The following is a 22201-nucleotide window of genomic DNA, read 5'->3' as shown; positions in this document are numbered from 1 at the left end:
ATAGGCGCCTCTCGGGGCGGCTCCCGGTCGGATGCGGTTCCCCACGCCGACCGTCATATTACTCGCCAGTACATCCAGTCTCGTGCCCCGAATCAAGGCCGACGAAATGTGACCTTCCCAACGGCCCTGATCGGGTGAAGAGCGCGGGTGAGGAGCGGGCCGCGGCGGGCGTGTCAGTCGCGCAGCGCGTTGAAGCGGCCCTGGTGGTAGAGGAGCGGGCGGCCGGGCCCGGCGGGGTCGCCGACGACGGGCTGGGCGAGCACGATGCGGTGGTCGCCGGCCGGGACCCGGGCGACGACCTTGCAGACCATCCAGGCCAGGACGCCGTCCAGGAGGGGCACGCCCTCGGGGCCGGTGCGCCAGGAGGTGCCGGGCCCGAAGCGGTCGGCGCCGCTGCGCGCGAAGGTGGCGGCCAGGTCGGCCTGGTGCTCACCGAGTATGTGGACGCCCACGTGGTCGGCCACGGAGACGGCCGGCCAGCTGGAGGCGCCGGTGCCGATGCCGAACGACAGCAGCGGCGGCTCGGCAGCAACCGAGGTCAGGGAGGTGGCGGTGAAGCCCACCGGGCCGGAGCCCCGGGCGGTGATCACCGCGACGCCCGCGGCGTGCCGGCGGAAGACGGAGCGCAGGAGGTCGGGCGAGGCGGTGCGGCGCGTGCCGAGGTCGGGCGGGACCGTCATGGAGTTGTCCTTGTGCTGGGGCGGACGAGCCGGGGCGGGGCCGCCGGCGCCCGTACGGCGCCCTGCGGCGGTTACGTCGTCGTTGCTCACACGCCCGGACAGCGGGCGCTGGCGGTCCGCAGAAGGTCGACGTGGGCGCGTCCGTAGAGAAGGGTTCCTGGCCGCATCACGTCAGACTGACGATGCGCGACCCGCAGCGTCAAGGGCGGCCGGGTATCTGGGAGATCAATCACGGACCGCCGCGCCGAGCGCCGCGATGACGTCGGCCCTGCGGGGCTGACCGGAGGCGCGGCGGACGATCGCGCCGTCCGCGTCGAGCACCAGCACGGTCGGGGTGCGCAGCACGTTCAGCCGCCGTACGAGGTCGAGGTGGGCCTCGGCGTCGATCTCGACGTGGGCCACCCCCTCGACCATGCCGGCGACCTCGGTGAGGGTGCGCCGGGTGGCCCGGCAGGGCTGGCAGAAGGCGCTGGAGAACTGCAGCAGGGTGGCCCGCTCCCCCAGCGCCGCGCCGATCTCCGCGGCACCGAGCCGCGCCGTTTCGTCCCGCTTGCGCACCGACAGTCTCCCGTTGCGGCGTTGGTGCCACGCGCCGAAGAGGCTCGCTGCCGCGAGCACCGCGAGGCACACCATGAGTCCGGTCATCGAGGAGTGCAGCGTTCACGGGACCGCAAAGATTCCCGGTGCTCCGTGCGGGCCGTTCCGGGGGAAGGCAGGGGCATGGCGAGCAACGGGATCGACGAGCGGATCGACGTACGCGGCCCCCGGTTCGGGGCGGCGCTGCTGTTCTTCGCACTGGTGGGTCTGGCCGGCTTCGCCGTCGGGGTGCAGTGGCTGGGCTTCGCGGCCACCTCGGCGGCCCTCGCGGCGGCCTTCCTCAATGCCGCTTTCGGGTACTGCCTGGGGTGCGAAATGTACCTTCTGCTGCGGCGGGCGGCCGGGTGAGCCGGACCGGTACGTGACGAGGATCTCCCGTCCGGGTCGGCCGGCGCGCTGGCCGCGGCGGCCGCAATCGGGCACGATCTCCCGAAAGCCGCAGTGACGACGGCGTAGGTTTCCGCCGGGAGAACCCTCCCCAGGCATGGAAAGAGGGGTCCTCCGGACAATGGCAGAGCTCGTCTACCCGCCCGTGATCGGTGCCGCGCGCACGCTCTTCAAGGCGCTCGATCTGAAGTTCGACATCGCCGGGACGGAGAACATTCCGCGCCGCGGCGGGGCGGTGCTGGTGAGCAATCACATCGGGTACCTGGACTTCGTCTTCGCGGGGCTCGCCGCGCGCCCGGCCAAGCGGCTGGTGCGGTTCATGGCGAAGGAGTCGGTGTTCCGGCACAAGGTGTCCGGGCCGCTGATGCGGGCGATGAAGCACATTCCGGTGGACCGCGCCCAGGGCATGCACGCCTACAAGCACGCGCTGTCGGCGCTGCGTTCGGGCGAGATCATCGGGGTCTTCCCGGAGGCGACCATCTCCGAGTCGTTCACCCTGAAGTCCTTCAAGTCGGGTGCGGCCCGACTGGCGCAGGAGGCCGGGGTTCCGCTGCTGCCGGTGGCACTGTGGGGCACCCAGCGGCTGTGGACCAAGGGCCACAAGCGGGACCTGGGGCGGAACCACATCCCGATCACGATCCGGGTGGGCGAGCCGGTGGCGGCCGGTCCGGACGAGCAGGCCGAGAAGATCACCGACCGGCTGCGGGCCCGCGTCCAGGACCTGCTGGAGGCCGCCCAGCGCGCCTATCCCGTACGGCCCAAGGGCCCCGACGACACCTGGTGGATCCCGGCCCACCTCGGCGGCACGGCGCCGGCCGCGCCCGGCGCGTAGCGCACGGCCCGGCCGGCCGCCGTCGGCCGGCCGCTAGGCGGTCCGGATCTCCCCGATCTCGACCCGGGCGCCGGGGCAGCTCTTCTGGAGCGCCTCGGCCAGCTCCTCGCCCGCGGCCGCGAGGTCGTCCAGGGGCATCGGAGCCATCCGTTCCAGCAGGAACAGGGCGCTGACGGAACCCTCGGTCAGCCGGGTGCGGACGCCCTGGCGCCAGTTCCAGCGGCGGCAGGTGACGCCCTCGTCGTCGCACCAGACCACCTCCCCGGCGTCGGGGTGCTCGATCACCTCAGCACCGCCGGCCGCGGTCGCGAAGGGCTCGTCACCGGCCGCCCGGACGAGTCGCATACCGCCCTGGATGCGGTCCAGGTCCTCGCCGCCGACGGGGATGAGGTGGGCGACGCTGATCGCGTTGTAGAGGTCCACGAGGCGGTTGATCCGCGGCAGCCCGCCGTCCGCGAGGGCGCGCCGGGCCAGCGCCTCGGCGGAGTTGCGGGTGCGCGAGGGCTTGGCGCCGAAGGCGGTGTACGCGGCGCGCCAGGCGGCGAGGTGCGCATCGTCCTGCGGGGCGCGGCCGTCGAGCCGCCGGGCCAGCCGGTGGGTGGCCTCGTCCAGCAGTGCGGCGCTGGACTCGTCGCTGGGCCCGTTGGTCAGACCGCGGGCCTCGATGGCGAGGTGGGCGAAGCCCGGCGCCAGGGCGCGGACCTCGTCGGAGACGTACAGGGGTGTGGGCATCGGGCCGTTCCTCGCAGGTCGGGGCGGTGGTTGCCGGGGGCGCGGCCGGTCGGGGGCCGTCCGGCGGCATTGCAGCACGACCGGGCACGGTAAAGCAAACGGTACTACTCAGTTCACTGCAATGGACCGGCGAGGTGTCGGGCGAGAATGCGGTAAGGGGCCGGAAACGGGCCGCGCCCGGCCGGAGGTCACGTCATGACCTCCGGCCGGGCGCGGACCCGTCGGAGCCGGCGTCAGCGGGCGATTTCCTCCCGCAGTGCGGCGAGGAAGCCGTCCACGTCCTCCTCGGCGGTGTCGAACGCGCACATCCAGCGCACGTCGCCGGCCTGCTCGTCCCAGAAGTAGAAGCGGTAGCGCTTCTGGAGGCGTTCGCTGACGTCGTGCGGAAGCCGGGCGAAGACCGCGTTGGACTGCACCGGGTAGAGGATCTCCACCCCGTCGATCTGCCGCACGCCGGCCGCCAGCCGCTGCGCCATGGTGTTGGCGTGCCGGGCGTTGCGCAGCCACAGGTCCTTGGCGAGCAGCGCCTCCAACTGGACGGAGACGAAGCGCATCTTGCTGGCCAGCTGCATGGACAGCTTGCGCAGATGCTTCATGGCGCGCACCCGGTCGGGGTTGAGCACGACCACGGCCTCACCGAAGACCGCGCCGTTCTTCGTGCCGCCGTAGGAGAGGATGTCGACGCCCACGGCGTTGGTGAAGGCCCGCATGGGGACGTCCAGCGTCGCCGCGGCGTTGGCTATCCGCGAACCGTCCAGATGGACCGCCATACCGCGCTCATGGGCGTGTTCGCAGATCGCCCGGACCTCGTCGGGGGTGTAGACCGTGCCGAGCTCGGTGCTCTGGGTGATCGAGACGACCTGCGGCATGGCGCGGTGCTCGTCGTCCCAGCCCCAGGCCTGGCGGTCGATCAGCTCGGGGGTGAGCTTGCCGTCCTCGGTCGGCACGGTGAGCAGCTTGAGCCCGCCGACCCGCTCGGGCGCACCGCACTCGTCGACGTTGATGTGCGCCGTCTCGGCGGCGATCACCGCGCCCCAGCGGTCGGTCACGGCCTGCAGGGCGACGACGTTGGCGCCGGTGCCGTTGAACACCGGGAACGCCTGCGCCCGCTGCCCGAAGTGGCTGCGGAACACCCGCTGGAGGTGCTCGGTGTACTCGTCCTCGCCGTAGGCGACCTGGTGGCCGCCGTTGGCGAGGGCGAGCGCGGCCAGCACCTCGGGGTGGGCGCCGGCGTAGTTGTCGCTGGCGAAGCCGCGGATCTGCGGATCGTGGTGCTGCCGGGCGTCGGTCTTCGCTCCGGTCACGGCTCGGGGGTCAGCCACAGACGCTGTCCATTCACTTCCTGGGCGGGCCGGTCCCAGACCCCGGCGATGGCCTCGGCCAGCTCCGAGACGTCCGTGAAGCCCGCGAACTTGGCGTTCGGTCGCTCGGCGCGCATCTGGTCGTTGACGAGCGCCTTGACGACCAGGATGGCAGCCGCGGCACGGGGGCCCTGCTCGCCCCCCGACTTGCGGAAGCCGTCCGCCATCGCGAGCGTCCACGCCTCGGCGGCGGCCTTGGAGGCGGCGTAGGCGGCGTTGCCCCCGGTGGGCTTGCTGGCGCCGGCCGCACTGATCAGGAGGAAGCGGCCGTTCCCGCTGCGTTCCAGGGCGTCGTGGAATGCGAGCGAGGTGTGCTGGACGGTGCGGATCAGGAGCCGGTGCAGCGTGTCCCAGTCCCGCAGGTCGGTCTCGGCGAACGTGGACGAGCCGCGCCAGCCTCCGACGAGGTGCACCAGACCGTCGACCCGGCCGAATTCCTTCTCCGTGCGGTCCGCCCATTCGCGGGTCTGCTCGGGATCCAGGAGGTCGACGGTGTCCCCGATGACCGTGGCGCCGCCGTGGGCGTAGCGGGCCGCGTCCACGGCCTCGGCGAGCCGTTCGGCGTTGGAGTCGGAGCCGACCACCACGGCGCCCGCCTCGGCCAGCCGCAGCAGCGTGGCCCGGCCGGCCGGGCCGGCCGCTCCCGCCACCGCGATGACCGCACCCTCCAGCGGCCCGTGACCGCCCGTCGAAGTCACCATCTCCGTCGCCTCCTCGTCCTGGACGGCCGTGGGCCGGTTGTCGCGGTCGGTGCTCATGCCGCCGCCAGCGTGTCGCTGTGGGCGGTGATGCCCTTGGTCGAGGCGATCACGGACCGCAGCTTCTTGGCGAGCGCCTCGTAGAACATGCTCAGCGGGAATTCGTCGGGGAGCACGTCGTCCACGAGCTTGCGCGGCGGCTGGTCCAGGTCGAGGGCGTCCGGTCCCTTGGCCCAGACCGAGCCCGGGTGCGGGGCCAGATAGGTCGAGACGAGGTCGTACGCGGCGAGCCAGTGGACCAGCTTGGGCCGGTCGATGCCGTCGCGGTAGAGCTTCTCGATCTCGCCGCACAGCTCGTTGGTGACCTTGGGCGCCCGCTCCCAGTCGATGTGCAGTGTGTTGTCCGTCCAGCGTACGACGTCGTGCTTGTGCAGGTACGCGAAGAGCAGCTGGCCGCCGAGGCCGTCGTAGTTGCGGACCCGGTCGCCGGTGACCGGGAAGCGGAACATCCGGTCGAAGATCACCGCGAACTGCACGTCGCGGGCCTGGGAGTAGCCCTCGGCCTCCAGCTTCACGGCCTCCTTGAAGGCGGTGAGGTCACAGCGCAGCTCCTCCAGGCCGTACATCCAGAACGGCTGGCGCTGCTTGATCATGAAGGGGTCGAAGGGCAGGTCGCCGTGGCTGTGGGTGCGGTCGTGGACCATGTCCCACAGGACGAACGCCTCCTGGCAGCGCTCCTGGTCGGTGAGCATCTCGCGGATGTCCTCGGGCACTTCGAGGCCGAGCGTCTCGATCGCGGCCTCGGTGACCCGGCGGAAGCGGGCCGCCTCGCGGTCGCAGAAGATGCCGCCCCAGCTGAACCGCGCGGGGGCCTCGCGCACCGCGATGGTCTCCGGGAAGAGGACCGCGGAGTTGGTGTCGTAGCCGGCGGTGAAGTCCTCGAAGGTGATGCCGCAGAAGAGGGGGTTGTCGTAGCGGGTGCGCTCCAGCTCGGCGAGCCAGTCCGGCCAGACCATGCGCAGCACCACGGCCTCGAAGTTGCGGTCCGGGTTGCCGTTCTGGGTGTACATGGGGAACAGCACCAGGTGCTGGAGGCCGTGGGCGCGCGCTTGCGCGGGCTGGAAGGCGAGCAGCGAGTCCAGGAAGTCCGGCACGCCGAAGCCGTCGTCGGCCCAGCGGCGCAGGTCGGCGACGAGCGCCTCGTGGTAGGCGGCGTCGTGCGGGAGCAGCGGGGCCAGCTCCTGGACGGCCGCTATCGCCCGCTCGACCTCGGCGCGCACGGCGTCCGCGGTCGGTGCGCCCTCGGCCGCGAGGTCGACCGAGCCGTCCTTGGACTGCCAGGGCCGGATGGTCTCGACGGCGTCCTTGAGCACGGGCCACGCGGGATGATCCACCACACGCTCTGCGGTCCGAGTGCCTCCCGGGACACCCACAGGCGAAAGAATTTCCGTCATGACTGCCCTCCGGCGGTAGATCGTGTTGTCAGCACACGGTAACCAGCCAAGGATCGTCCGCTCAAGTGGGGGATCCGAAAATTATTCGGCCGGCACCCGGCCTCAGCCCCTGTTTTTCCTGTCCGAGCCCGCTCCGACGAGACTTACTACCCACAGCGGCAAGGGATTTGGCACTTTCTCCGGTTGCGGCAGCTGTGGCATATGCCACACTCCCCCACCCCCGGCGGTGAACGGAGTGAGGGCTTCCGGGAGCGGCCCGGCGGCCGTCGCGTCAGCGGGGCGGGGACGCGCCCACGTGTGGGGGAAGGGGGCTGAGAGGCGGATATGGCGGGTACGGGTACTGGACACACCGCGGCGTCGTTCGGCAACCGGTTTCGGGGCGTGACGGCCGTTAGGCTGAGCGCCATTTCGTACGCCGTTGCCGAGGGTCGACGGTCGACACCGGCAGTGAGCCGACAGCACTACCGAGCCGACAGAAGCGAGGCAGCCTTGTCCTTTCTCACCATCGGGCACCGCGGGATCATGGGCGTCGAGCCGGAGAACACCCTGCGCTCCTTCGTGCGCGCCGAGCACGAGGGCGTCGACGTCATCGAGCTGGATCTGCATCTGAGCAAGGACGGCGCGCTGGTCGTCATGCACGACGCGGACGTGGACCGGACCACCGACGGGGCCGGGCCGATCGCCGAGCGCACCCTCGCCGAGCTGCGCGAGCTGGACGCCGGTCAGGGCGAGCGGATCCCGGTGTTCGAGGAGGTGGTGGACGCGGTCAAGGCGCCGCTGCAGGCCGAGATCAAGGACGTCGCGGCCGCGCAGGCTCTGGCCGAGGTGATGCGGGAGCGCGATCTGACCGGCCGGGTCGAGGTGATCTCGTTCCACGACGAGGCACTGGCGGCGATCCGCACGCTGCTGCCCGGGGTGCGCACCGCGCTGGTCGGCAGCCGGTACGGCGCCGACGTCGTCGACCGCGCCCAGGCCGTCGGCGCGTACATGCTCTCGCTGAACATCCGCCGGCTCACGCTGGAGCTGGTGGAGCGGGCGCACGCCGCCCAGCTGAAGGTCGTCGCCTGGACGGTGAACACCCACGACCAGCTCCGGCTGGCCCGTGGACTCGGTCTGGACGGGGTGGTGACCGACCTCCCGGAGATCCGGCGAGCGGTGCGCTTCACCGCATAACGGGCCGTCGGCCGGGGAAATCCGCAGTTCACAGCGGTGCAACAGGCGTCCAGCATGCGGACGTTCGTGTCGATGATCTCGACAGACGGCGGTGCGCACTGCCACTCTCCCGCCATGCGCCTCGTCAACCGCCCTCTTCGCCTGGCCACTTGCGCCGCCGTCGTGCTGCTCACCGCGGCCGTCGGCTGCGCCCCGCAGGAGACGTCCCCCGGTGGCCCGCGGGCCGCCGGGCCGGACAAGCAGAGCTGTGACCGCGGCAAACTGGCCACGGTGCACGCCGGCAAGCTCACCGTCGGCACCGACAAGCCCGCCTACGCGCCGTGGTTCCAGGACGACGACCCGGCCAGCGGCAAGGGCTTCGAATCGGCCGTCGCCTACGCCGTCGCCCGGCAGCTGGGCTACGGCAAGGGCGCGGTGGACTGGCAGACCGTGCCGTTCACCAACGCCTTCGCGCCCGGTGAGAAGAAGTTCGACTTCGACATCAACCAGATCTCCATCAGCGCCCAGCGCAAGCACGCGGTGGCGTTCTCCTCCGGCTACTACGACGTGCGCCAGGCGGTGATCGCGCTCAAGGGCTCCCGGGCCGCGCGGGCCAAGAGCATCGCCGGCCTCCGGCACGTCAAGCTCGGCGCCCAGGTCGGCAGCACCAGCCTGGACGTGGTCAACGACACCATCCGTCCCGACCGGGCCCCGGCGGTCTTCCAGAAGAACGACTACGCGAAGACGGCCCTGAAGAACGGCCAGGTCGACGCGATCGTCACCGACCTGCCGACGGCGTTCTACATCACCTCGGCCGAGGTCGAGGACGCCGAGGTGGTGGGCCAGTTCGCGGCCACCGGCGGCGCGAAGGAGCAGTTCGGGCTGGTGCTGGACAAGGAGAGCCGGATCACCGGGTGTGTGTCGGCCGCGGTCGACGCGCTCCGGAAGAACGGCACGCTCGCCGCGCTGGAGAAGAAGTGGCTGGCCGACGCCGTTGACGTTCCGGTGCTCAAGTGACGTACGGCAAGGGGTTGTTGAACGCCCAGGTGGCGAGCGGGGAGCCGGACGACGACGGCTATGTGCCGTCCGCGCGGCGGATCGAGCGGGAGCGGGTCAAGCGGGCCAGGGCCCGTCGGGCGACGGCGGTCGCCGCGCTGAGCACCGTGGTCACCGCCGTCGTGCTGTTCGTCGTGATCACCAGCTCGCCGGGCTGGCCGCGCACCCGGGACACGTTCTTCAGCGCCGCGTACGCCCGCAAGGCGCTGCCCCAGGTGCTGGACGGGCTGCTGCTGAACCTGCGGCTGCTGGTGGTGTGCGGGGCGGCGGTGCTGGTGCTCGGGCTGCTGCTGGCGGTGGCCCGTACGCTGCGCGGCCCGGTGTTCTTCCCGTTGCGGGCGCTGGCCACCGCGTACACCGACTTCTTCCGCGGACTGCCGCTGATCATCTGTCTGCTGATGGTGGTGTTCGGCGTGCCGGCGCTGCGGCTGCAGGGCGTGACCACCGATCCGGTGGTGCTCGGCGGGACCGCGCTGGTGCTGACGTACTCGGCGTACGTGGCCGAGGTCTTCCGGGCCGGGATCGAGTCGGTGCACCCCTCGCAGCGGGCCGCGGCCCGGTCGCTGGGGCTCTCCGGCAGGCAGGCGCTGCGGTTCGTGGTGCTGCCGCAGGCGGTGCGGCGGGTGGTGCCGCCGCTGCTGAACGACCTGGTCTCGCTGCAGAAGGACACCGGTCTGGTGTCCATCGCCGGCGCGGTCGACGCGGTGTACGCCGCGCAGATCATGGCCGGCAAGGACTTCAACTTCACGCCGTACGTCGTGGCCGGGCTGGTCTTCGTCGCGCTGACGATCCCGATGACCCGCTTCACGGACTGGGTCACGGCCCGGACGGACCGCCGGCGCGCCCAGGGAGGGCTGGTATGAGCACGACGGACCGCACGCCGCGGCCCGCCGCCGGGGAGACCGCGGCGGCGGCCGGGGACGGCCCCGTACTGCGGCTGGAATCGGTGCGCAAGACGTACGGGCGGGGCACGGTCGTGCTGCGGGACGTGGACCTGGAGGTGCCGCCGCACACCGTGACGGCGCTGATCGGGGCCTCGGGGTCGGGCAAGTCGACGCTGCTGCGCTGCGCGAACCTGCTGGAGGAGATCGACGACGGGGCGATCTTCCTGGACGGCGAGGAGATCACCGATCCGCGGGCCGACGCGGACACGGTGCGGCGCCGGATCGGGGTGGTCTTCCAGGCGTACAACCTCTTCCCGCACATGACCGTGCTGGACAACATCACGCTGGCCCCGCGCCGGGTGCACGGGGTGCCGCGCGCCGAGGCGGAGGAGCGGGCCCGGGGGCTGCTGGACCGGCTGGGGCTCGGCGGGCGGGCCGGTGAGTATCCCGACCGGCTCAGCGGCGGCCAGCAGCAGCGGGTCGCGATCGTCCGGGCGCTGGCCGGGCGGCCCCGGCTGCTGCTGCTCGACGAGATCACCGCGGCGCTCGACCCGGAGCTGGTCGGCGAGGTGCTCGGCGTGGTCCGCGACCTCAAGGAGGAGGGCATGACCATGGTCATCGCCACCCATGAGATGGGCTTCGCACGGGACGTCGCCGACCAGGTGTGCTTCCTGGACGGCGGGGTGGTGCTGGAACGCGGCACGCCCGGGGAGGTCTTCGGGGAGCCGCGGCACGACCGCACCCGGCAGTTCCTGCAGCGGATCATCCGGGCGGGGCGGCTGTAGCCCGCCCGCGGGGAGCGGTCAGCCCAGCGGCTTGGCCAGTACCTCGAACTCCAGGTCGTCGCGCTGCGGGATGCCGAACCGCTCGTCGCCGTACGGGAAGGGGCTGAACTCGCCGGTGCGGCGGTAGCCGCGGCGCTCGTACCACTCGATGAGTTCGGTGCGCTGCCGGATGACGGTCATCCGCATCTCCCGGGCGTCCCAGGTCTCCCGGGCGGTCCGCTCGGCCTCGGTGAGCATGGTCCGGCCGAGGCCGCCGCCCTGGAGCGCGGGGCGCACCGCGAACATCCCGAAGTACGCGTGGTCGCCGCGGTGTTCGAGCTGGCAGCAGGCGGTCAGTGCGCCGTCCCGCTCGGCGATCAGCAGCAGCCCGGTCTCGTGCCGCACCACGGCGGCGACGCCTTCCGGGTCGGTGCGCTGGCCCTCCAGCAGATCGGCCTCCGTGGTCCAGCCGGCCCGGCTCGCGTCGCCCCGGTACGCCGACTCGATGAGGTCGACGAGGCCGGGGACGTCGGCGTCGACGGCGGTACGGAAGGTCAGTTCGGTCGTGGGCATGGCGGGCGGAGTCCTCTCGGGGCCGGGCTGGGACGAGCCGGGCGGCTGGCCGGACCGAGGCTAACAAGAGGTGCGCGTGCCGTCTCGGGGCCGCTGCGCCGGCGGCGTAGGGTCGCCGGCATGGTGCACGTACTGAGCAGCAGGGTGCTGTTGCGGCCGTCCGATCCGGAGCGGTCGCGGGCGTTCTACGGCGAGGCGCTGGGACTGGAGATCTACCGGGAGTTCGGCACCGGTCCCGAGCGCGGCACGGTCTACTTCCTCGGCGGCGGCTTCCTGGAGGTCTCCGGCCGCGCCACGGAGCCGGCCACGGACACCCTGCAGCTGTGGCTGCAGGTGGCGGACGCCGAGGCCGCGCACCGGGAGCTGGTGGCGCGCGGGGTGGAGATGCTGCGGCCGCCGGTGCAGGAGCCCTGGGGGCTGATCGAGATGTGGATCGCCGACCCGGACGGGCACCGCATCGTGCTCACCGAGGTCCCGGCGGACCATCCGCTGCGCTACCGGCCCTAGGCGCCTCTTGCGGCTCTCTGCCGCGCCCCCCTTTGCGCCCGTGCGCTCCCGTGTGCGGTCTGCCCCGCGGGCATCCTGCAGCCGACGCGTACGGGTGGCGACGGCCGCAGGGGAGGCGCTTCGTGCACGCACCACCGTTGGTCGGCTGGCTGCTGGTCCTGTTGTGCGCGGGCGCCGGGGCGTACTGCCTGGCGCGGGCCGGTGACGTACCGGCGGCGCAGCGGGCGGCGGCCCGCGGGGAAGGCGTGATGGCGCTGGGCATGGCCGCGATGGCCGTACCCGCGTCCGTGCTGGCGCCGCCGCCGTGGTCGCCGTGGCTGTTCACCGCGGTGTTCGGGGCGGCGGCCGGGGCGGCGCTGGTGCGCCGGCATCTGCATCACGCGGTGGGCGCGCTGGCGATGGTCTACATGGCGCTGGCGATGGTGTGGCCGGGCGGGGCCGCCGGCGGGGCGGGAGCGTTGTCCGGGACGGGCGGGACGGACCATTCGGGCGGGATGGACCACCTGGGCGGGACGGACCACCTGGGCGGGATGACGCACGCCGCACCGGGCGGGGTCCCGTTGCTGACGGGTCTGCTGCTCGTCTACTACGCGGTCTACGTGATCGGCGCGGGCATCCGGCTGGTGCCGGCGGCCGGTGCGGTGGCGGACGGGCCGGCGGGGGCCGGGGCGTTGGCCGTGGCGCGCGGTGCCGGGACGGCGGACGTGCTGCGTGCCTGCCGGGTGGTGATGGGCATCGGCATGCTGGCGATGCTGCTCATGATGTGAGTGCGGGAGGGCGTGCTCATCGGCCGGTGGGCCGCTCCCGGGCCACACCTCCCGCGGGGGTGGCATACGTCACTTCCGATGCGTGCCTGTACCAACGAGTAGTGGTGCGCTCATAGGCTGGCGCCATGATGGTCCCTCTCGCGCTGATGATGCTCGGCGCGCTGGCCGCGTCGATGGCGCCGCGGCTGATGGCCCGTTCGGACTGGCCCGACCGCGAACCGGTGCTCGCCCTGTGGGTGTGGCAGTGCGTGGTGGCCGGTGTGCTGCTGTGCTGCATCCTCGCGATGTCGCTGAGCGCGGCGGCCGCCTGGGAAGCCGTCCGCAGCCCGGTGTTCGGCCCGGCGCCCCGGGTGGTCGTCGAGGCGTACGCCCTTCAGGGCTACGGCCCTTGGGCCGGGGTACTGGCCGTGCTGCTCGCGGGCGGCGGTGCCTGGACGGGCCTCGCGCTGACCCGGGAGGTGCGCGACGCGCGGGCCCGCCGGCGCCGGAGCCGGGACGAGTTGCGGCGGCGGGTCCCGCTGCTGCCGGGTGAGGAGCCGGCCGGGGAGCGGCTGGTCGTGCTGGAGGGCGGCCGCCCGGAGGCGTGGTGGCTGCACCACGCCTCGCCCCAACTGGTCATCACGACCTCGGCGTTGCGGAGGCTGAAAGGCCGTCAGCTCGATGCGCTGATCGCCCATGAGCAGGGCCATGTGCGGGCCCGGCACGATCTGCTGCTCTACTGCGCGTCGGCGCTGGCCGCCGGTTTCCCGCAGATCCCGGTGTTCGCGGCGTTCCGCGACCAGGTGCACCGGCTGGTCGAACTGGCCGCCGACGACGTGGCCTCGCGCCGCTTCGGCCGGCTGACGGTGGCCCTGGCCCTGGTCGAACTGAACGAGGACCGCGGGGTGTTCGGGCCCTGTCCGACGCAGCTCGCCCAGGTCCCGCAGCGGGTGGACCGGCTGCTCGCCCCCGCCCCGCGCTTCACGCCGGGCCGCCGGCTGCGGATGACGGCCTGCGCCGTCCTGCTGCCGGCGGTACCGCTGCTGGTGACGTTCGTCCCCGGGCTGACCGCGCTGACCTGAGGGGCGGGCTCTGGCCCGGGGCGGACGTGCGGCTGTTTTGCTGGGTTGCTTGTGGTGTTCGCGTTCCCGTCGCCCCCTCGCCCCGTCGCCCCGCGGGCCGTTCCGGGCCAGGATGGGCCCATGACCACGATCAAGGGTGTGCTCTTCGACTTCTCCGGGACGCTGCTGCGGATCGAACCCGCCGACTCCTGGCTGCGGGCCGCGCTGACCGCGACCGGGGTCGCCATGGACGAGGCGGAACTGGCCCGCCGGGCGGCCGAGCTGGAGCGCGCCGGGGCGCTGCCCGGCGGTTCCTCCCCCGTCGCGCTGCCCGACGGGCTGGCCGGGCTGTGGGAGGTCCGGGACCGCGACGCCCGCCACCACCGCGCGCTGTACACCGGGCTGGCCCGTCAAGTCCCGCTGCCCGCCGAGGAGTTGTACGACGCGCTCTACGAACGCCATATGACGGCCGCGGCCTGGCAGCCCTACCCGGACGCCGCCGGCGTGCTGGCGGAGCTGCGCCGCCGGGGCGTCCGGACCGGCGTGCTGAGCAACATCGGCTGGGACCTGCGGCCGGTGCTGCGCGCGCACGGCCTGGACCGTTACCTGGACAGCTGTGTGCTGTCGTTCGAGCACGGTCTGCAGAAGCCGGATCCGCGGCTGTTCGCGGTGGCCTGCCGGGAGCTGGGGCTGGACCCGGCGACCGTGCTGATGGTGGGCGACGACCGTACGGCGGACGGCGGGGCGACCGCGCTCGGCTGCGTCTACCTGCCGGTGGACCATCTGCCGGTGGAGCGCCGCCCGGAGGGGTTGCGGCCGGTGCTGGACCTGGTGGGGTGAGCGGCGCCGGGCGCGGGTCGGGTCAGCCGGCGGTGCGCGGGGCCAGCCACTGCTGGAGTTCGAGGAGGTTGCCCTCGGGGTCGCTGAGGTGGGCCACCCGCATCCGGTCGGTCATCGGGGCCGGGCCGTGGTCCAGGACGGCGCCGCGCCCGGTGAGCTCGGCACAGTAGCCGTCGAGGTCGTCGACGCGCAGCGCGATCAGGGAGCGGTGGCCGGCCGGGGACGGCGCCAGGCCGGCGAGGACCTGCGTCATCTGCGCGCGGTCCTGGAGGGCGATGCCCGCGGAGCCCCGGTCGCAGGTGAACTTGGCGTACGGGCCGTCCTCGGCCTCGAACTGCGGGGTGAGGCCCAGCACGTCCCGGTAGAAGCGGTAGCAGCCGCGGAAGTCCGTGACGAGCAGGCGGATCTGGGCGAGTTCCATCCGTGCGTTTCCCCCGTGAGAAGCGATGGGTGCGTCGCCCTGACCGCTGTGCGCGGCCCTGAGCGGCGGCGGCAGCAGCGGTGACGACGAAGTGACGCTACCTCGCCGGGGGCCGCGGTGCCGCCGGGTTACGTCCCCGGGCCACCGCTGGTTCCGGGGGCGTGGTCGGCGGCCCGTTTCCGGAGGTCTCCGGCGGTCCGGCGCGGGGAGTCCGGGCGGACCCGGGACGGGACCGATCCAGGTGTCGGCCTCGGCCTTGGCGCGGTGGGGCCATCCAGGGTTGAGCGGTCCGTCGGCGTCGAGGAAGAGGACGGGAGGTGGGGCGCGGCGGCTCCCGGCCGGTGGGCCGCATGCGCAGCGTGATGACGCCGCGGACGGCGCCTGACCGATCGGTTCCGGTACGGCGCCGCCCCGGCCGGCGGGATGCCGGCCGGGGCGGGGCTGGACCGTCAGGGCCTACCCGAGCGGGGTCAGCCGAGCGAGGCGATGGCCTGGTTGAAGGTCTGCGACGGGCGCATGACCGCCGCGGCCTTCGCCGGGTCGGGCTGGTAGTAGCCGCCGATGTCGGCCGGCGAGCCCTGCACCGCGATCAGCTCCTCGACGATGGTCTTCTCCTGCTCGGCGAGGGTCGCCGCCAGGCCCTTGAACGCCTCGGCGAGCTGGGCGTCCTCGGTCTGCTTGGCCAGCTCCTGGGCCCAGTAGAGCGCGAGGTAGAAGTGGCTGCCGCGGTTGTCGATGCCGCCGAGTCGCCGGCTGGGCGACTTGTTCTCGTTGAGGAAGGCGCCGGTCGCCCGGTCGAGGGTGTCGGCGAGCACCTGGGCGCGCGCGTTGCCCGTCTTCTGGGCGAGGTGCTCGAAGCTGACCGCCAGCGCGAGGAACTCGCCCAGGCTGTCCCAGCGCAGGTAGTTCTCCTTGACCAGCTGCTGGACGTGCTTGGGCGCGGAGCCGCCGGCGCCGGTCTCGAACAGGCCGCCGCCGTTCATCAGCGGGACGACGGAGAGCATCTTGGCGCTGGTGCCCAGCTCCAGGATCGGGAACAGGTCGGTCAGGTAGTCACGCAGGACGTTGCCGGTGACCGAGATGGTGTTCTCGCCGCGGCGGATGCGGTCGAGGGAGAACTTGATCGCGTGGACCGGCGCCATGATCTCGATCTGCAGGCCCTCGGTGTCGTGCTCGGGGAGGTACTGCTTGACCTTCTGGATCAGCTGGGCGTCGTGGGCGCGCTCGGCGTCGAGCCAGAAGACGGCCGGGTCGCCGGTCGCCCGGGCGCGGGTGACGGCGAGCTTGACCCAGTCGCGGATCGGGTCGTCCTTGGTCTGGCACATCCGGAAGATGTCGCCGGCGCTGACGACCTGCTCCAGGACGGCGTTGCCGGACTCGTCGAGGACCCGCACGGTGCCCGTGGTGGGGATCTCGAAGGTCTTGTCGTGGCTGCCGTACTCCTCGGCCTTCTGCGCCATCAGGCCGACGTTGGGCACCGAGCCCATGGTCGCCGGGTCGAAGGCGCCGTGCGCGCGGCAGTCGTCGAGGACGACCTGGTAGATGCCGGCGTAGCTGCTGTCCGGGAGGACCGCGAGGGTGTCGTGCTCCTGGCCGTCCGGGCCCCACATGTGGCCGGAGGTGCGGATCATGGCCGGCATGGAGGCGTCGACGATGACGTCGCTGGGGACGTGCAGGTTGGTGATGCCGCGGTCGGAGTCGACCATGGCGAGCTCCGGGCCCTCGGCGAGCTCCGCGTCGAAGGACGCCTTGATCTCGGGGCCCTCGGGCAGCGACTCCAGGCCCTTGTAGATGCCGCCGAGGCCGTCGTTCGGGGTCAGGCCGGCGGTGGCGAGGACCTCGCCGTACTTGGCGAAGGTCTTCGGGAAGAAGGCCCGGACCACGTGGCCGAAGATGATCGGGTCGGAGACCTTCATCATCGTGGCCTTGAGGTGCACGGAGAACAGCACGCCGTCGGCCTTGGCGCGGGCGACCTGGGCGGTGAGGAACTCGCGCAGCGCGGCGACCCGCATGACGGAGGCGTCGACGACCTCGCCGGCGCGGACCGGTACGGACTCGCGCAGGACGGTGGTGGAGCCGTCGTCGCCGGAGAGCTCGATGCGCAGCGAACCGGCCTCGCCGACCACCGCGGACTTCTCGGTGGAGCGGAAGTCGTCGTTGGTCATGTGGGCGACGTTGGTCTTCGAGCTCGCCGTCCACTCACCCATGCGGTGCGGGTTGGCCTTGGCGTAGTTCTTCACCGAGGCGGGGGCGCGGCGGTCGGAGTTGCCCTCGCGCAGGACCGGGTTGACGGCGCTGCCCTTGACCTTGTCGTAGCGGGCGCGGATGTCGCGCTCCTCGTCGGTCTTCGGGTCGTCCGGGTAGTCCGGGAGCGCGTAGCCCTGCTCCTGCAGCTCGGCGATCGCGGCCTTCAGCTGCGGGATCGAGGCCGAGATGTTGGGCAGCTTGATGATGTTGGCCTCGGGCGTCTTGGCCAGCCGGCCGAGCTCGGCGAGGGCGTCCTCGATGCGCTGCCCCTCCTCAAGACGCTCGGGGAAGCTCGCGATGATGCGACCGGCCAGGGAGATGTCACGGGTCTCCACGTTGACGCCGGCCTGCGACGCGTATGCCTGGATCACAGGCAGGAAGGAATACGTCGCGAGGGCGGGGGCCTCGTCAGTGTGGGTGTAGATGATGGTCGAGTCAGTCACCGGGTGCTCCGCTCCACGTCTGCAACATTGCTCGACATCAAGATATCTCGTGATCGCCTCCCCCTCGACAGGACCCCGCCCCGGACATAAGTGGAGGAATCTGCTCCGATCCGGTCCGGCGGCGTGACGGTGCATGATCGACAGGCTCCGCGATCCCGTCCCGCGCGGTGCGCGCCGTCAACGGCGCGCCGCCGCCGGATGCGGACCGCCCGCACCACCCACCCGTATGTGCCGCAGCACCAGGAGGTCCCGCCGATCATGACGCCCACCGCCTACCTCGACGCGCTCTACTCCCTCACCGGCCGTACCGCCCTGGTCACCGGCGGCAGCTCCGGCATCGGCCGGGCGGTCGCCGAGGCGCTGGGCCGGGCCGGTGCCGCGGTGACGCTGCTGGCCCGGCGCGCCGAGCCGCTCCGCACCGCCGTCGCCGAGCTGGGCGCCGAGGGGATCACGGCGGACTGGGTCGCCGCCGACCTGGGCGACCGGGACGCCCTGCACGAGGGCGCCGAGGAAGTGGTGCGGCGGCACGGTGAGCCGGACATCCTGGTCCATGCCGCCGGCGTCAACCCGCGCCCCCCGATGGACGAGCTGACCCCGGCCGACTGGGACCGCACCATGGCCGTCAACCTCGACGCCGCGTTCCTCCTGGGGCAGCGCTTCGGCCCCGGCATGGCGGACCGCGGCTGGGGGCGGATCCTGCACATCGCCTCGCAGCAGACGATCCGGGCGTTCGGCAACAGCGGCGCCTACGGAGTGTCCAAGGCCGGGCTCGCCGCGCTGACCCGCTCCCAGGCCGAGGCCTGGTCCCGGCACGGCGTCAGCGTCAACGCGCTGGCGCCCGGCTTCGTCCACACCCCGCTGACCGAGGCGGTGTTCGCCGACCCCGTACGGGCCGAGGCGATGGCGGGCCGGACGATGGCCGGCCGCAACGGCGAACCGGCCGATTTCGCGGGTGCGGCCGTCTTCCTCGCCGGGCCGGCGGCGGCGTACGTCACGGGGCAGACGCTGTTCGTGGACGGCGGCTTCTCGGTGACCTGATGAGGGGACGGCGCCGGCGGATCGGGAGAGGCAGCTCACCCGCCTTGCCGCACGGCCCTTCGGCGGCGCATCCGTTGACAGGCGTGTCGAGCGGTCCCGACACTGGCTCGCGGTTCGGCAACGCCCACCAGGAGACCGCCCCATGAGTGCGTCCGGCACCGCCCCGCTGATCTCCCTCACCTGGACCGACCCGGTCACCGGCCGGTGCGGGCACCTCGTCATCGCCCGTCTGGTGCGCGGGGTGGCCAGCGGCGGTCTGCGGATGCGCGAGGGCGTCACCCTCGACGAGGTCACCGGCCTCGCCCGCGGGATGACGAGGAAGGAGGCCCTGCACTACGACCCGGACGCCCGCTACGTACCGCTCGGCGGGGCCAAGGGCGGGATCGACTGCGCTCCGCACGCCCCGGAGGCCTACGGCGTGCTCACCCGCTATCTGCGGGCGATGCGCCCGTACATCGAGCAGTTCTGGACGACCGGGGAGGATCTGGGGCTGACCCAGGACCGCCTCGACGAGGCGGCCGCGGAGGCCGGGCTGGTCTCCTCGATCCAGGCGGTCTATCCGCTGCTCGACGAGCCGCTGCCGTCGAGGCTCTGCTGCGCGGCCGGGACGCGTTCGGCGCGGTGGACCGTGCCGCGCTGCGGCCCGGCGACGCCGAACTGCCGCCGGACGCCTGGCTGTCGGCGGACGCCGAGGTGCTGGTCCCGGCGGCGGTGTCGTACTGCGTGACCACCGCCGACCAGGCGCGGATCAGGGCCCGCTGGATCGTGGAGGCGGCCAACATGCCGGTGCTGCCGGAGGCCGAGGAGCTGCTCGCGGCCCGCGGGGTGACGGTGCTGCCGGACGTGGTCGTCAACTCCGGTACGAACGCCTGGTGGTGGACCCTCTTCGGTGACATCGGCCCGGACGCGGAGCAGGCCTTCGCCCACATACGCCGCTCGATGCGGACGCTGATCGCCCGGGTGCTGGCCCGTGCGGCCGCCGACGGCAGCACCCCGCGGGCCGCCGCGCACGCCCTGGTCGCCGAGCGGCTGCCGGAGATCGCCGCCCGCTACGGAAGCCACCGGTGAACGCTCCCGGGCGGCCGCCGGCCGGCGGTGCGCGCCGCCATGGTCAATTTCTCGTTGACAACCGCGTGCCGTCGCCGCTTATTTGACCCTGTGCCCACACTGCGCTTCGTACAGGTGGACGGCGAGACCGGTCCGACGGACTGGCAGCACGTCCACAACGTGATCATCCCCACCCATCAGCTGTCCCTCGACGACGTACGGGAGCGTTCCGGGCGCCACCACCTGGAGGTCGCCTACCTCGGTGACGTCCTGATCGGCTGCAGCACCGTCCGGCCGCCGGTGGACGGTACGGCCACGGTGATCGCCCGGGTGCTGGCCGCCCACCGCGGGCAGGGGTTCGGCGGGGAGATGTACGCGCGCGGGCTGGCGCGGGCCCGTGAGCTGGGCGCCGGGACGATCGAGACCGTGGTGCTGTCGTCGAACGAGGACGGCCTGCGGTTCGCGCTGAAGCACGGCTTCGAGGAAGTGGAGCGCTACCTCCTGCCGGGCGACACCATCCCCTGGATCGACCTGCGGCTCGCCTGACGCCCGCACCCTCAACTCGCCCTGAGAGCGGACCGCGCGGCGCTGAATCCGAGGAGCCGCCCGCCCCACCGCGAGCGTCTCCGGATGCGCACGGCCGCTGCGACCTTTAGAAGTAGGACTGCAGGGTGCCCCGGCGCCGGACGTCCACGGTGGCGCAGTGGAACGAGCCGCCGAAGCTGTTGAAATTGCGGAAATTGCAGGGAATCGGCGTGAAGCCGAACTTCTTCATCGCCGCGATCATCGGCTCGTCCTGCCGCTCGACGATGACCCGCTGTTCGTCCAGCATGAGGATGTTCATGTTGATCCACTTGCTGGTCATGTAGAGCGGATGGGAATCCGGGATGACCGGTTCGGGAGCGGCCATCACGTCCCAGCCCTTGAAGAGCTCCGGCACTTCCGGCACCCGTTCGGGGTGGATGAGCAATTTGCCCGGCGCCATCGGAACGAGCGTGGCGTCGATGTGCATCGGATGCGAGTCCTTGAACTCGAAGACGTGGATGCGGTATTCGTCGCCGAGGTGGCGGCGCAGCCACTCGATTCCGAAGTCATTGGTGACATTGCTCTTCTGCGCGATGATGTCGCGTCCGCAGCGGGTGAAGTCGGCCGCGTCGAAGGTCGGCTCGAACTCCGTCACCACCAGCCGCTGCGGGCCGTCCTCGCCCGGGTCGGTCCAGTCCTGGTCGAACTGGGCGTCGGTCAGCTCGGGCTTGGGACCGGCGGTCCATTTCGCGCCGCCGCGGAAGTACTCCTTGAGCAGCGGGCGGTAGGCGAGGTTCTCGTAGTAGCGGGAGCGCCAGGCCATCGGGCATTCGATGATGTCGTCCCCGACGACGAGAATCGCGTCCCTGGGCATCGCCGCGTACATGCCGGTACTGGTCCAGTCAAGCGTGGTGTAGGCCGTGCGCTGCGGAATGGGCTCCGGCCTGCGTACGGTCACCCCCTCGCCCTCCAGGATGTGGACGAATTCCTCCAGTTCGGCCCGGGCCGCGGCAACCTGTTCGGGCGGGAACGGCTTGCCGGCATTCCGCCGGAAGGTCTCGTGGTGATTACCGGGGAGCACCGGCGGTAAGGCCATGTGCCAGCTCGGGAAACTGGCGTCGTCGACGATGCCGACGATCACTTCCTCCAGCGGGTCCCACTCCGTATAGGAACACACCGGACTCTCCGGCCGGTCCGCGGAAACACCGGACATATACGGTTTCACGGGCGGGACGTTCTCGGTTGTCACGCAATCGCTCCTCGATCTCATGGCACACGGCAGCCAGGAAGCTGACTGCCGCGATCAAGATCGATTGAACGCGTCGACCGACGGCCGGGGCAAGGCCCGTTCACATCTTGTCCAAAACTCCTGCCTTGCCACCCATTACACGCTCTGGTATTCAACCGGGAGCGGATAAAGAGCACGACCAACGCCCCGCAAACGGGAGTTGGCCGCACCCTTGCCCTTTGCGCGGACGGATGGTGCGTTCACACGCCCTGCAGGAGGCGTTGGCTTGCAACGCCACGTACCACAGCAAGGCGTCCTGGGTCTGCGGACGGGCGGACAGACGCGCCAAGGCGCCGACCACGGCGCAGGTGACCGCCACGCCGCCGAGGAAGGCGGCCGGTCTCGCGAGCACCGGAGTGGCGCCCGGGAAGACCTGGCCTTCGTCGGCGGAGATCTCGGTCCCCGTCAGTACCTCGGACTCATTCACCTGTGTGATGAGCTCAGTCACTTGCTCTCCCTTCACGGACATGAGGCGTCGGCTTCAGCGGTTGCCGACGAGTCCACCCGCGAGTAGCCGCCACCGGCCCGGCGACCGCCGGGCCGGCCGGTGCGGGGCTGCCCGGCACTATCTGAGCTGCCCGGCTCCACTGGAGCAGCGCCCCCGACCTGCTCGATCGCGGGCGAATTTCCCCCGGATGAGGGCGATATCGATTCCCGAATTTCCCGTACGTCAGCCGATGGTGCGGCCGACCGCGAATCCGCTCGCGAACGCCGCGACGGTGAGAGCGGCCGGAGTGGCCAGAACCGGCGCCTGATCCGAGAAGATGGTTCCCTCCGTCTCCTCGACCTCGATGGCAGATACTTCCACGTCCGTGTTGAGGTACTCGACGATCCCCTGCATCAGATCTCTCCTTTTTCGAGTCCCATG

The 22201-nt window shown here is 71.9% G+C and carries 23 protein-coding genes and 2 pseudogenes; 13 read left to right on the top strand and 12 right to left on the bottom strand.

The window, feature by feature from the left end:
* Positions 1–173: 173 nt before the first annotated feature.
* Positions 174–680: a flavin reductase family protein gene (locus AB0G35_RS09590; protein WP_360946403.1), complete on the bottom strand. Its 507-nt coding sequence runs from the start codon at positions 678–680 to the stop codon at positions 174–176.
* 225 nt (positions 681–905) lie between these two features.
* On the bottom strand, positions 906–1325 hold the full coding sequence (locus AB0G35_RS09585; protein ID WP_360946400.1) for a thioredoxin family protein: 420 nt from the start codon (positions 1323–1325) through the stop codon (positions 906–908).
* 117 nt (positions 1326–1442) lie between these two features.
* On the opposite strand from AB0G35_RS09585, the pseudogene AB0G35_RS09580 reads away from it, so the two are divergent.
* A pseudogene (locus AB0G35_RS09580) lies at positions 1443–1625 on the top strand (DUF4395 family protein); the annotation flags it as partial.
* 160 nt (positions 1626–1785) lie between these two features.
* Positions 1786–2496, top strand: a complete 711-nt coding sequence (locus AB0G35_RS09575; RefSeq protein ID WP_360946397.1) for a lysophospholipid acyltransferase family protein — start codon at positions 1786–1788, stop codon at positions 2494–2496.
* A gap of 33 nt (positions 2497–2529) precedes the next feature.
* On the opposite strand, the gene AB0G35_RS09570 is transcribed toward AB0G35_RS09575, so the two are convergent.
* From AB0G35_RS09570 to AB0G35_RS09555, 4 genes are all read right to left on the bottom strand, one after another.
* Entirely contained in the window at positions 2530–3228 is a 699-nt protein-coding gene (locus AB0G35_RS09570; protein ID WP_360946394.1) for a phenylalanine--tRNA ligase beta subunit-related protein, read from the bottom strand.
* Between the two features lie 233 nt (positions 3229–3461).
* Positions 3462–4550, bottom strand: coding sequence for a low specificity L-threonine aldolase (locus AB0G35_RS09565; protein WP_360946391.1), 1089 nt, complete (start codon positions 4548–4550; stop codon positions 3462–3464).
* Positions 4529–5290 carry an SDR family NAD(P)-dependent oxidoreductase gene (locus tag AB0G35_RS09560; protein WP_360946709.1) on the bottom strand — a complete coding sequence of 254 codons (762 nt, stop codon included), beginning with the start codon at positions 5288–5290 and terminating at the stop codon, positions 4529–4531. Before AB0G35_RS09560 ends, AB0G35_RS09565 begins: the two co-directional genes overlap by 22 nt.
* Positions 5291–5343: 53 nt before the next feature.
* Entirely contained in the window at positions 5344–6741 is a 1398-nt protein-coding gene (locus AB0G35_RS09555; protein ID WP_360946388.1) for a DUF6421 family protein, read from the bottom strand.
* A gap of 489 nt (positions 6742–7230) precedes the next feature.
* Between AB0G35_RS09555 and AB0G35_RS09550 the strand changes: the two genes are divergently transcribed.
* The 4 genes from AB0G35_RS09550 to AB0G35_RS09535 all read left to right on the top strand — a co-directional run bounded on the left by AB0G35_RS09550 (position 7231) and on the right by AB0G35_RS09535 (position 10618).
* Positions 7231–7914, top strand: coding sequence for a glycerophosphodiester phosphodiesterase family protein (locus AB0G35_RS09550; RefSeq protein WP_360946385.1), 684 nt, complete (start codon positions 7231–7233; stop codon positions 7912–7914).
* Between the two features lie 114 nt (positions 7915–8028).
* Positions 8029–8910 carry an ABC transporter substrate-binding protein gene (locus AB0G35_RS09545; protein ID WP_360946706.1) on the top strand — a complete coding sequence of 294 codons (882 nt, stop codon included), beginning with the start codon at positions 8029–8031 and terminating at the stop codon, positions 8908–8910.
* Between the two features lie 29 nt (positions 8911–8939).
* Positions 8940–9812 (top strand): amino acid ABC transporter permease, encoded by an 873-nt coding sequence (locus tag AB0G35_RS09540; protein ID WP_360946703.1) that lies wholly within the window; start codon positions 8940–8942, stop codon positions 9810–9812.
* Positions 9809–10618, top strand: coding sequence for an amino acid ABC transporter ATP-binding protein (locus AB0G35_RS09535; RefSeq protein WP_360946382.1), 810 nt, complete (start codon positions 9809–9811; stop codon positions 10616–10618). Before AB0G35_RS09540 ends, AB0G35_RS09535 begins: the two co-directional genes overlap by 4 nt.
* Before the next feature lie 18 nt (positions 10619–10636).
* Here the strand turns inward: AB0G35_RS09535 and AB0G35_RS09530 are convergent, their stop codons facing one another.
* Positions 10637–11170 (bottom strand): GNAT family N-acetyltransferase, encoded by a 534-nt coding sequence (locus tag AB0G35_RS09530; RefSeq protein ID WP_360946379.1) that lies wholly within the window; start codon positions 11168–11170, stop codon positions 10637–10639.
* Between the two features lie 120 nt (positions 11171–11290).
* Here AB0G35_RS09530 and AB0G35_RS09525 point away from each other — a divergent pair, with 120 nt between their 5' ends.
* The 4 genes from AB0G35_RS09525 (at position 11291) to AB0G35_RS09510 (ending at position 14324) form a co-directional block, all read left to right on the top strand.
* The gene (locus AB0G35_RS09525) at positions 11291–11677 is read left to right on the top strand and encodes a glyoxalase superfamily protein (RefSeq protein WP_360946376.1); all 387 of its coding nucleotides are present in this window, start codon (positions 11291–11293) and stop codon (positions 11675–11677) included.
* A 122-nt stretch (positions 11678–11799) separates the two neighbouring features.
* Positions 11800–12444 (top strand): DUF5134 domain-containing protein, encoded by a 645-nt coding sequence (locus AB0G35_RS09520; RefSeq protein WP_360946373.1) that lies wholly within the window; start codon positions 11800–11802, stop codon positions 12442–12444.
* Positions 12445–12569: 125 nt separating this feature from the next.
* The gene (locus AB0G35_RS09515; protein WP_360946370.1) at positions 12570–13505 is read left to right on the top strand and encodes a M56 family metallopeptidase; all 936 of its coding nucleotides are present in this window, start codon (positions 12570–12572) and stop codon (positions 13503–13505) included.
* Between the two features lie 120 nt (positions 13506–13625).
* The gene (locus AB0G35_RS09510; RefSeq protein WP_360946367.1) at positions 13626–14324 is read left to right on the top strand and encodes an HAD-IA family hydrolase; all 699 of its coding nucleotides are present in this window, start codon (positions 13626–13628) and stop codon (positions 14322–14324) included.
* A gap of 22 nt (positions 14325–14346) precedes the next feature.
* Here AB0G35_RS09510 and AB0G35_RS09505 read toward each other — a convergent pair whose 3' ends face one another.
* Positions 14347–14745 carry a VOC family protein gene (locus AB0G35_RS09505; protein ID WP_360946364.1) on the bottom strand — a complete coding sequence of 133 codons (399 nt, stop codon included), beginning with the start codon at positions 14743–14745 and terminating at the stop codon, positions 14347–14349.
* Between the two features lie 470 nt (positions 14746–15215).
* Positions 15216–17435 carry an NADP-dependent isocitrate dehydrogenase gene (locus AB0G35_RS09500; protein ID WP_360946361.1) on the bottom strand — a complete coding sequence of 740 codons (2220 nt, stop codon included), beginning with the start codon at positions 17433–17435 and terminating at the stop codon, positions 15216–15218.
* A 258-nt stretch (positions 17436–17693) separates the two neighbouring features.
* Between AB0G35_RS09500 and AB0G35_RS09495 the strand changes: the two genes are divergently transcribed.
* The 3 genes and pseudogenes from AB0G35_RS09495 (at position 17694) to AB0G35_RS09485 (ending at position 20066) form a co-directional block, all read left to right on the top strand.
* Entirely contained in the window at positions 17694–18473 is a 780-nt protein-coding gene (locus tag AB0G35_RS09495) for an SDR family oxidoreductase (RefSeq protein WP_360946700.1), read from the top strand.
* Between the two features lie 142 nt (positions 18474–18615).
* A pseudogene (locus AB0G35_RS09490) lies at positions 18616–19541 on the top strand (Glu/Leu/Phe/Val dehydrogenase dimerization domain-containing protein).
* A gap of 90 nt (positions 19542–19631) precedes the next feature.
* Entirely contained in the window at positions 19632–20066 is a 435-nt protein-coding gene (locus AB0G35_RS09485) for a GNAT family N-acetyltransferase (protein ID WP_360946358.1), read from the top strand.
* A 106-nt stretch (positions 20067–20172) separates the two neighbouring features.
* Here AB0G35_RS09485 and AB0G35_RS09480 read toward each other — a convergent pair whose 3' ends face one another.
* The 3 genes from AB0G35_RS09480 to AB0G35_RS09470 form a co-directional block, all read right to left on the bottom strand.
* The gene (locus tag AB0G35_RS09480) at positions 20173–21294 is read right to left on the bottom strand and encodes an amidinotransferase (RefSeq protein ID WP_360946355.1); all 1122 of its coding nucleotides are present in this window, start codon (positions 21292–21294) and stop codon (positions 20173–20175) included.
* Between the two features lie 151 nt (positions 21295–21445).
* Positions 21446–21781 carry a hypothetical protein gene (locus AB0G35_RS09475; protein ID WP_360946352.1) on the bottom strand — a complete coding sequence of 112 codons (336 nt, stop codon included), beginning with the start codon at positions 21779–21781 and terminating at the stop codon, positions 21446–21448.
* A gap of 222 nt (positions 21782–22003) precedes the next feature.
* Positions 22004–22174 (bottom strand): hypothetical protein, encoded by a 171-nt coding sequence (locus AB0G35_RS09470; RefSeq protein ID WP_360946349.1) that lies wholly within the window; start codon positions 22172–22174, stop codon positions 22004–22006.
* Between the last annotated feature and the right edge of the window lie 27 nt (positions 22175–22201).

This window comes from Streptomyces sp. NPDC021749 (genome assembly GCF_040640655.1).
Classification (GTDB): domain Bacteria; phylum Actinomycetota; class Actinomycetes; order Streptomycetales; family Streptomycetaceae; genus Streptomyces.
Note: the sequence above shows the minus strand (reverse complement) of the source record. Positions and strands in the feature narration are given on the sequence as shown.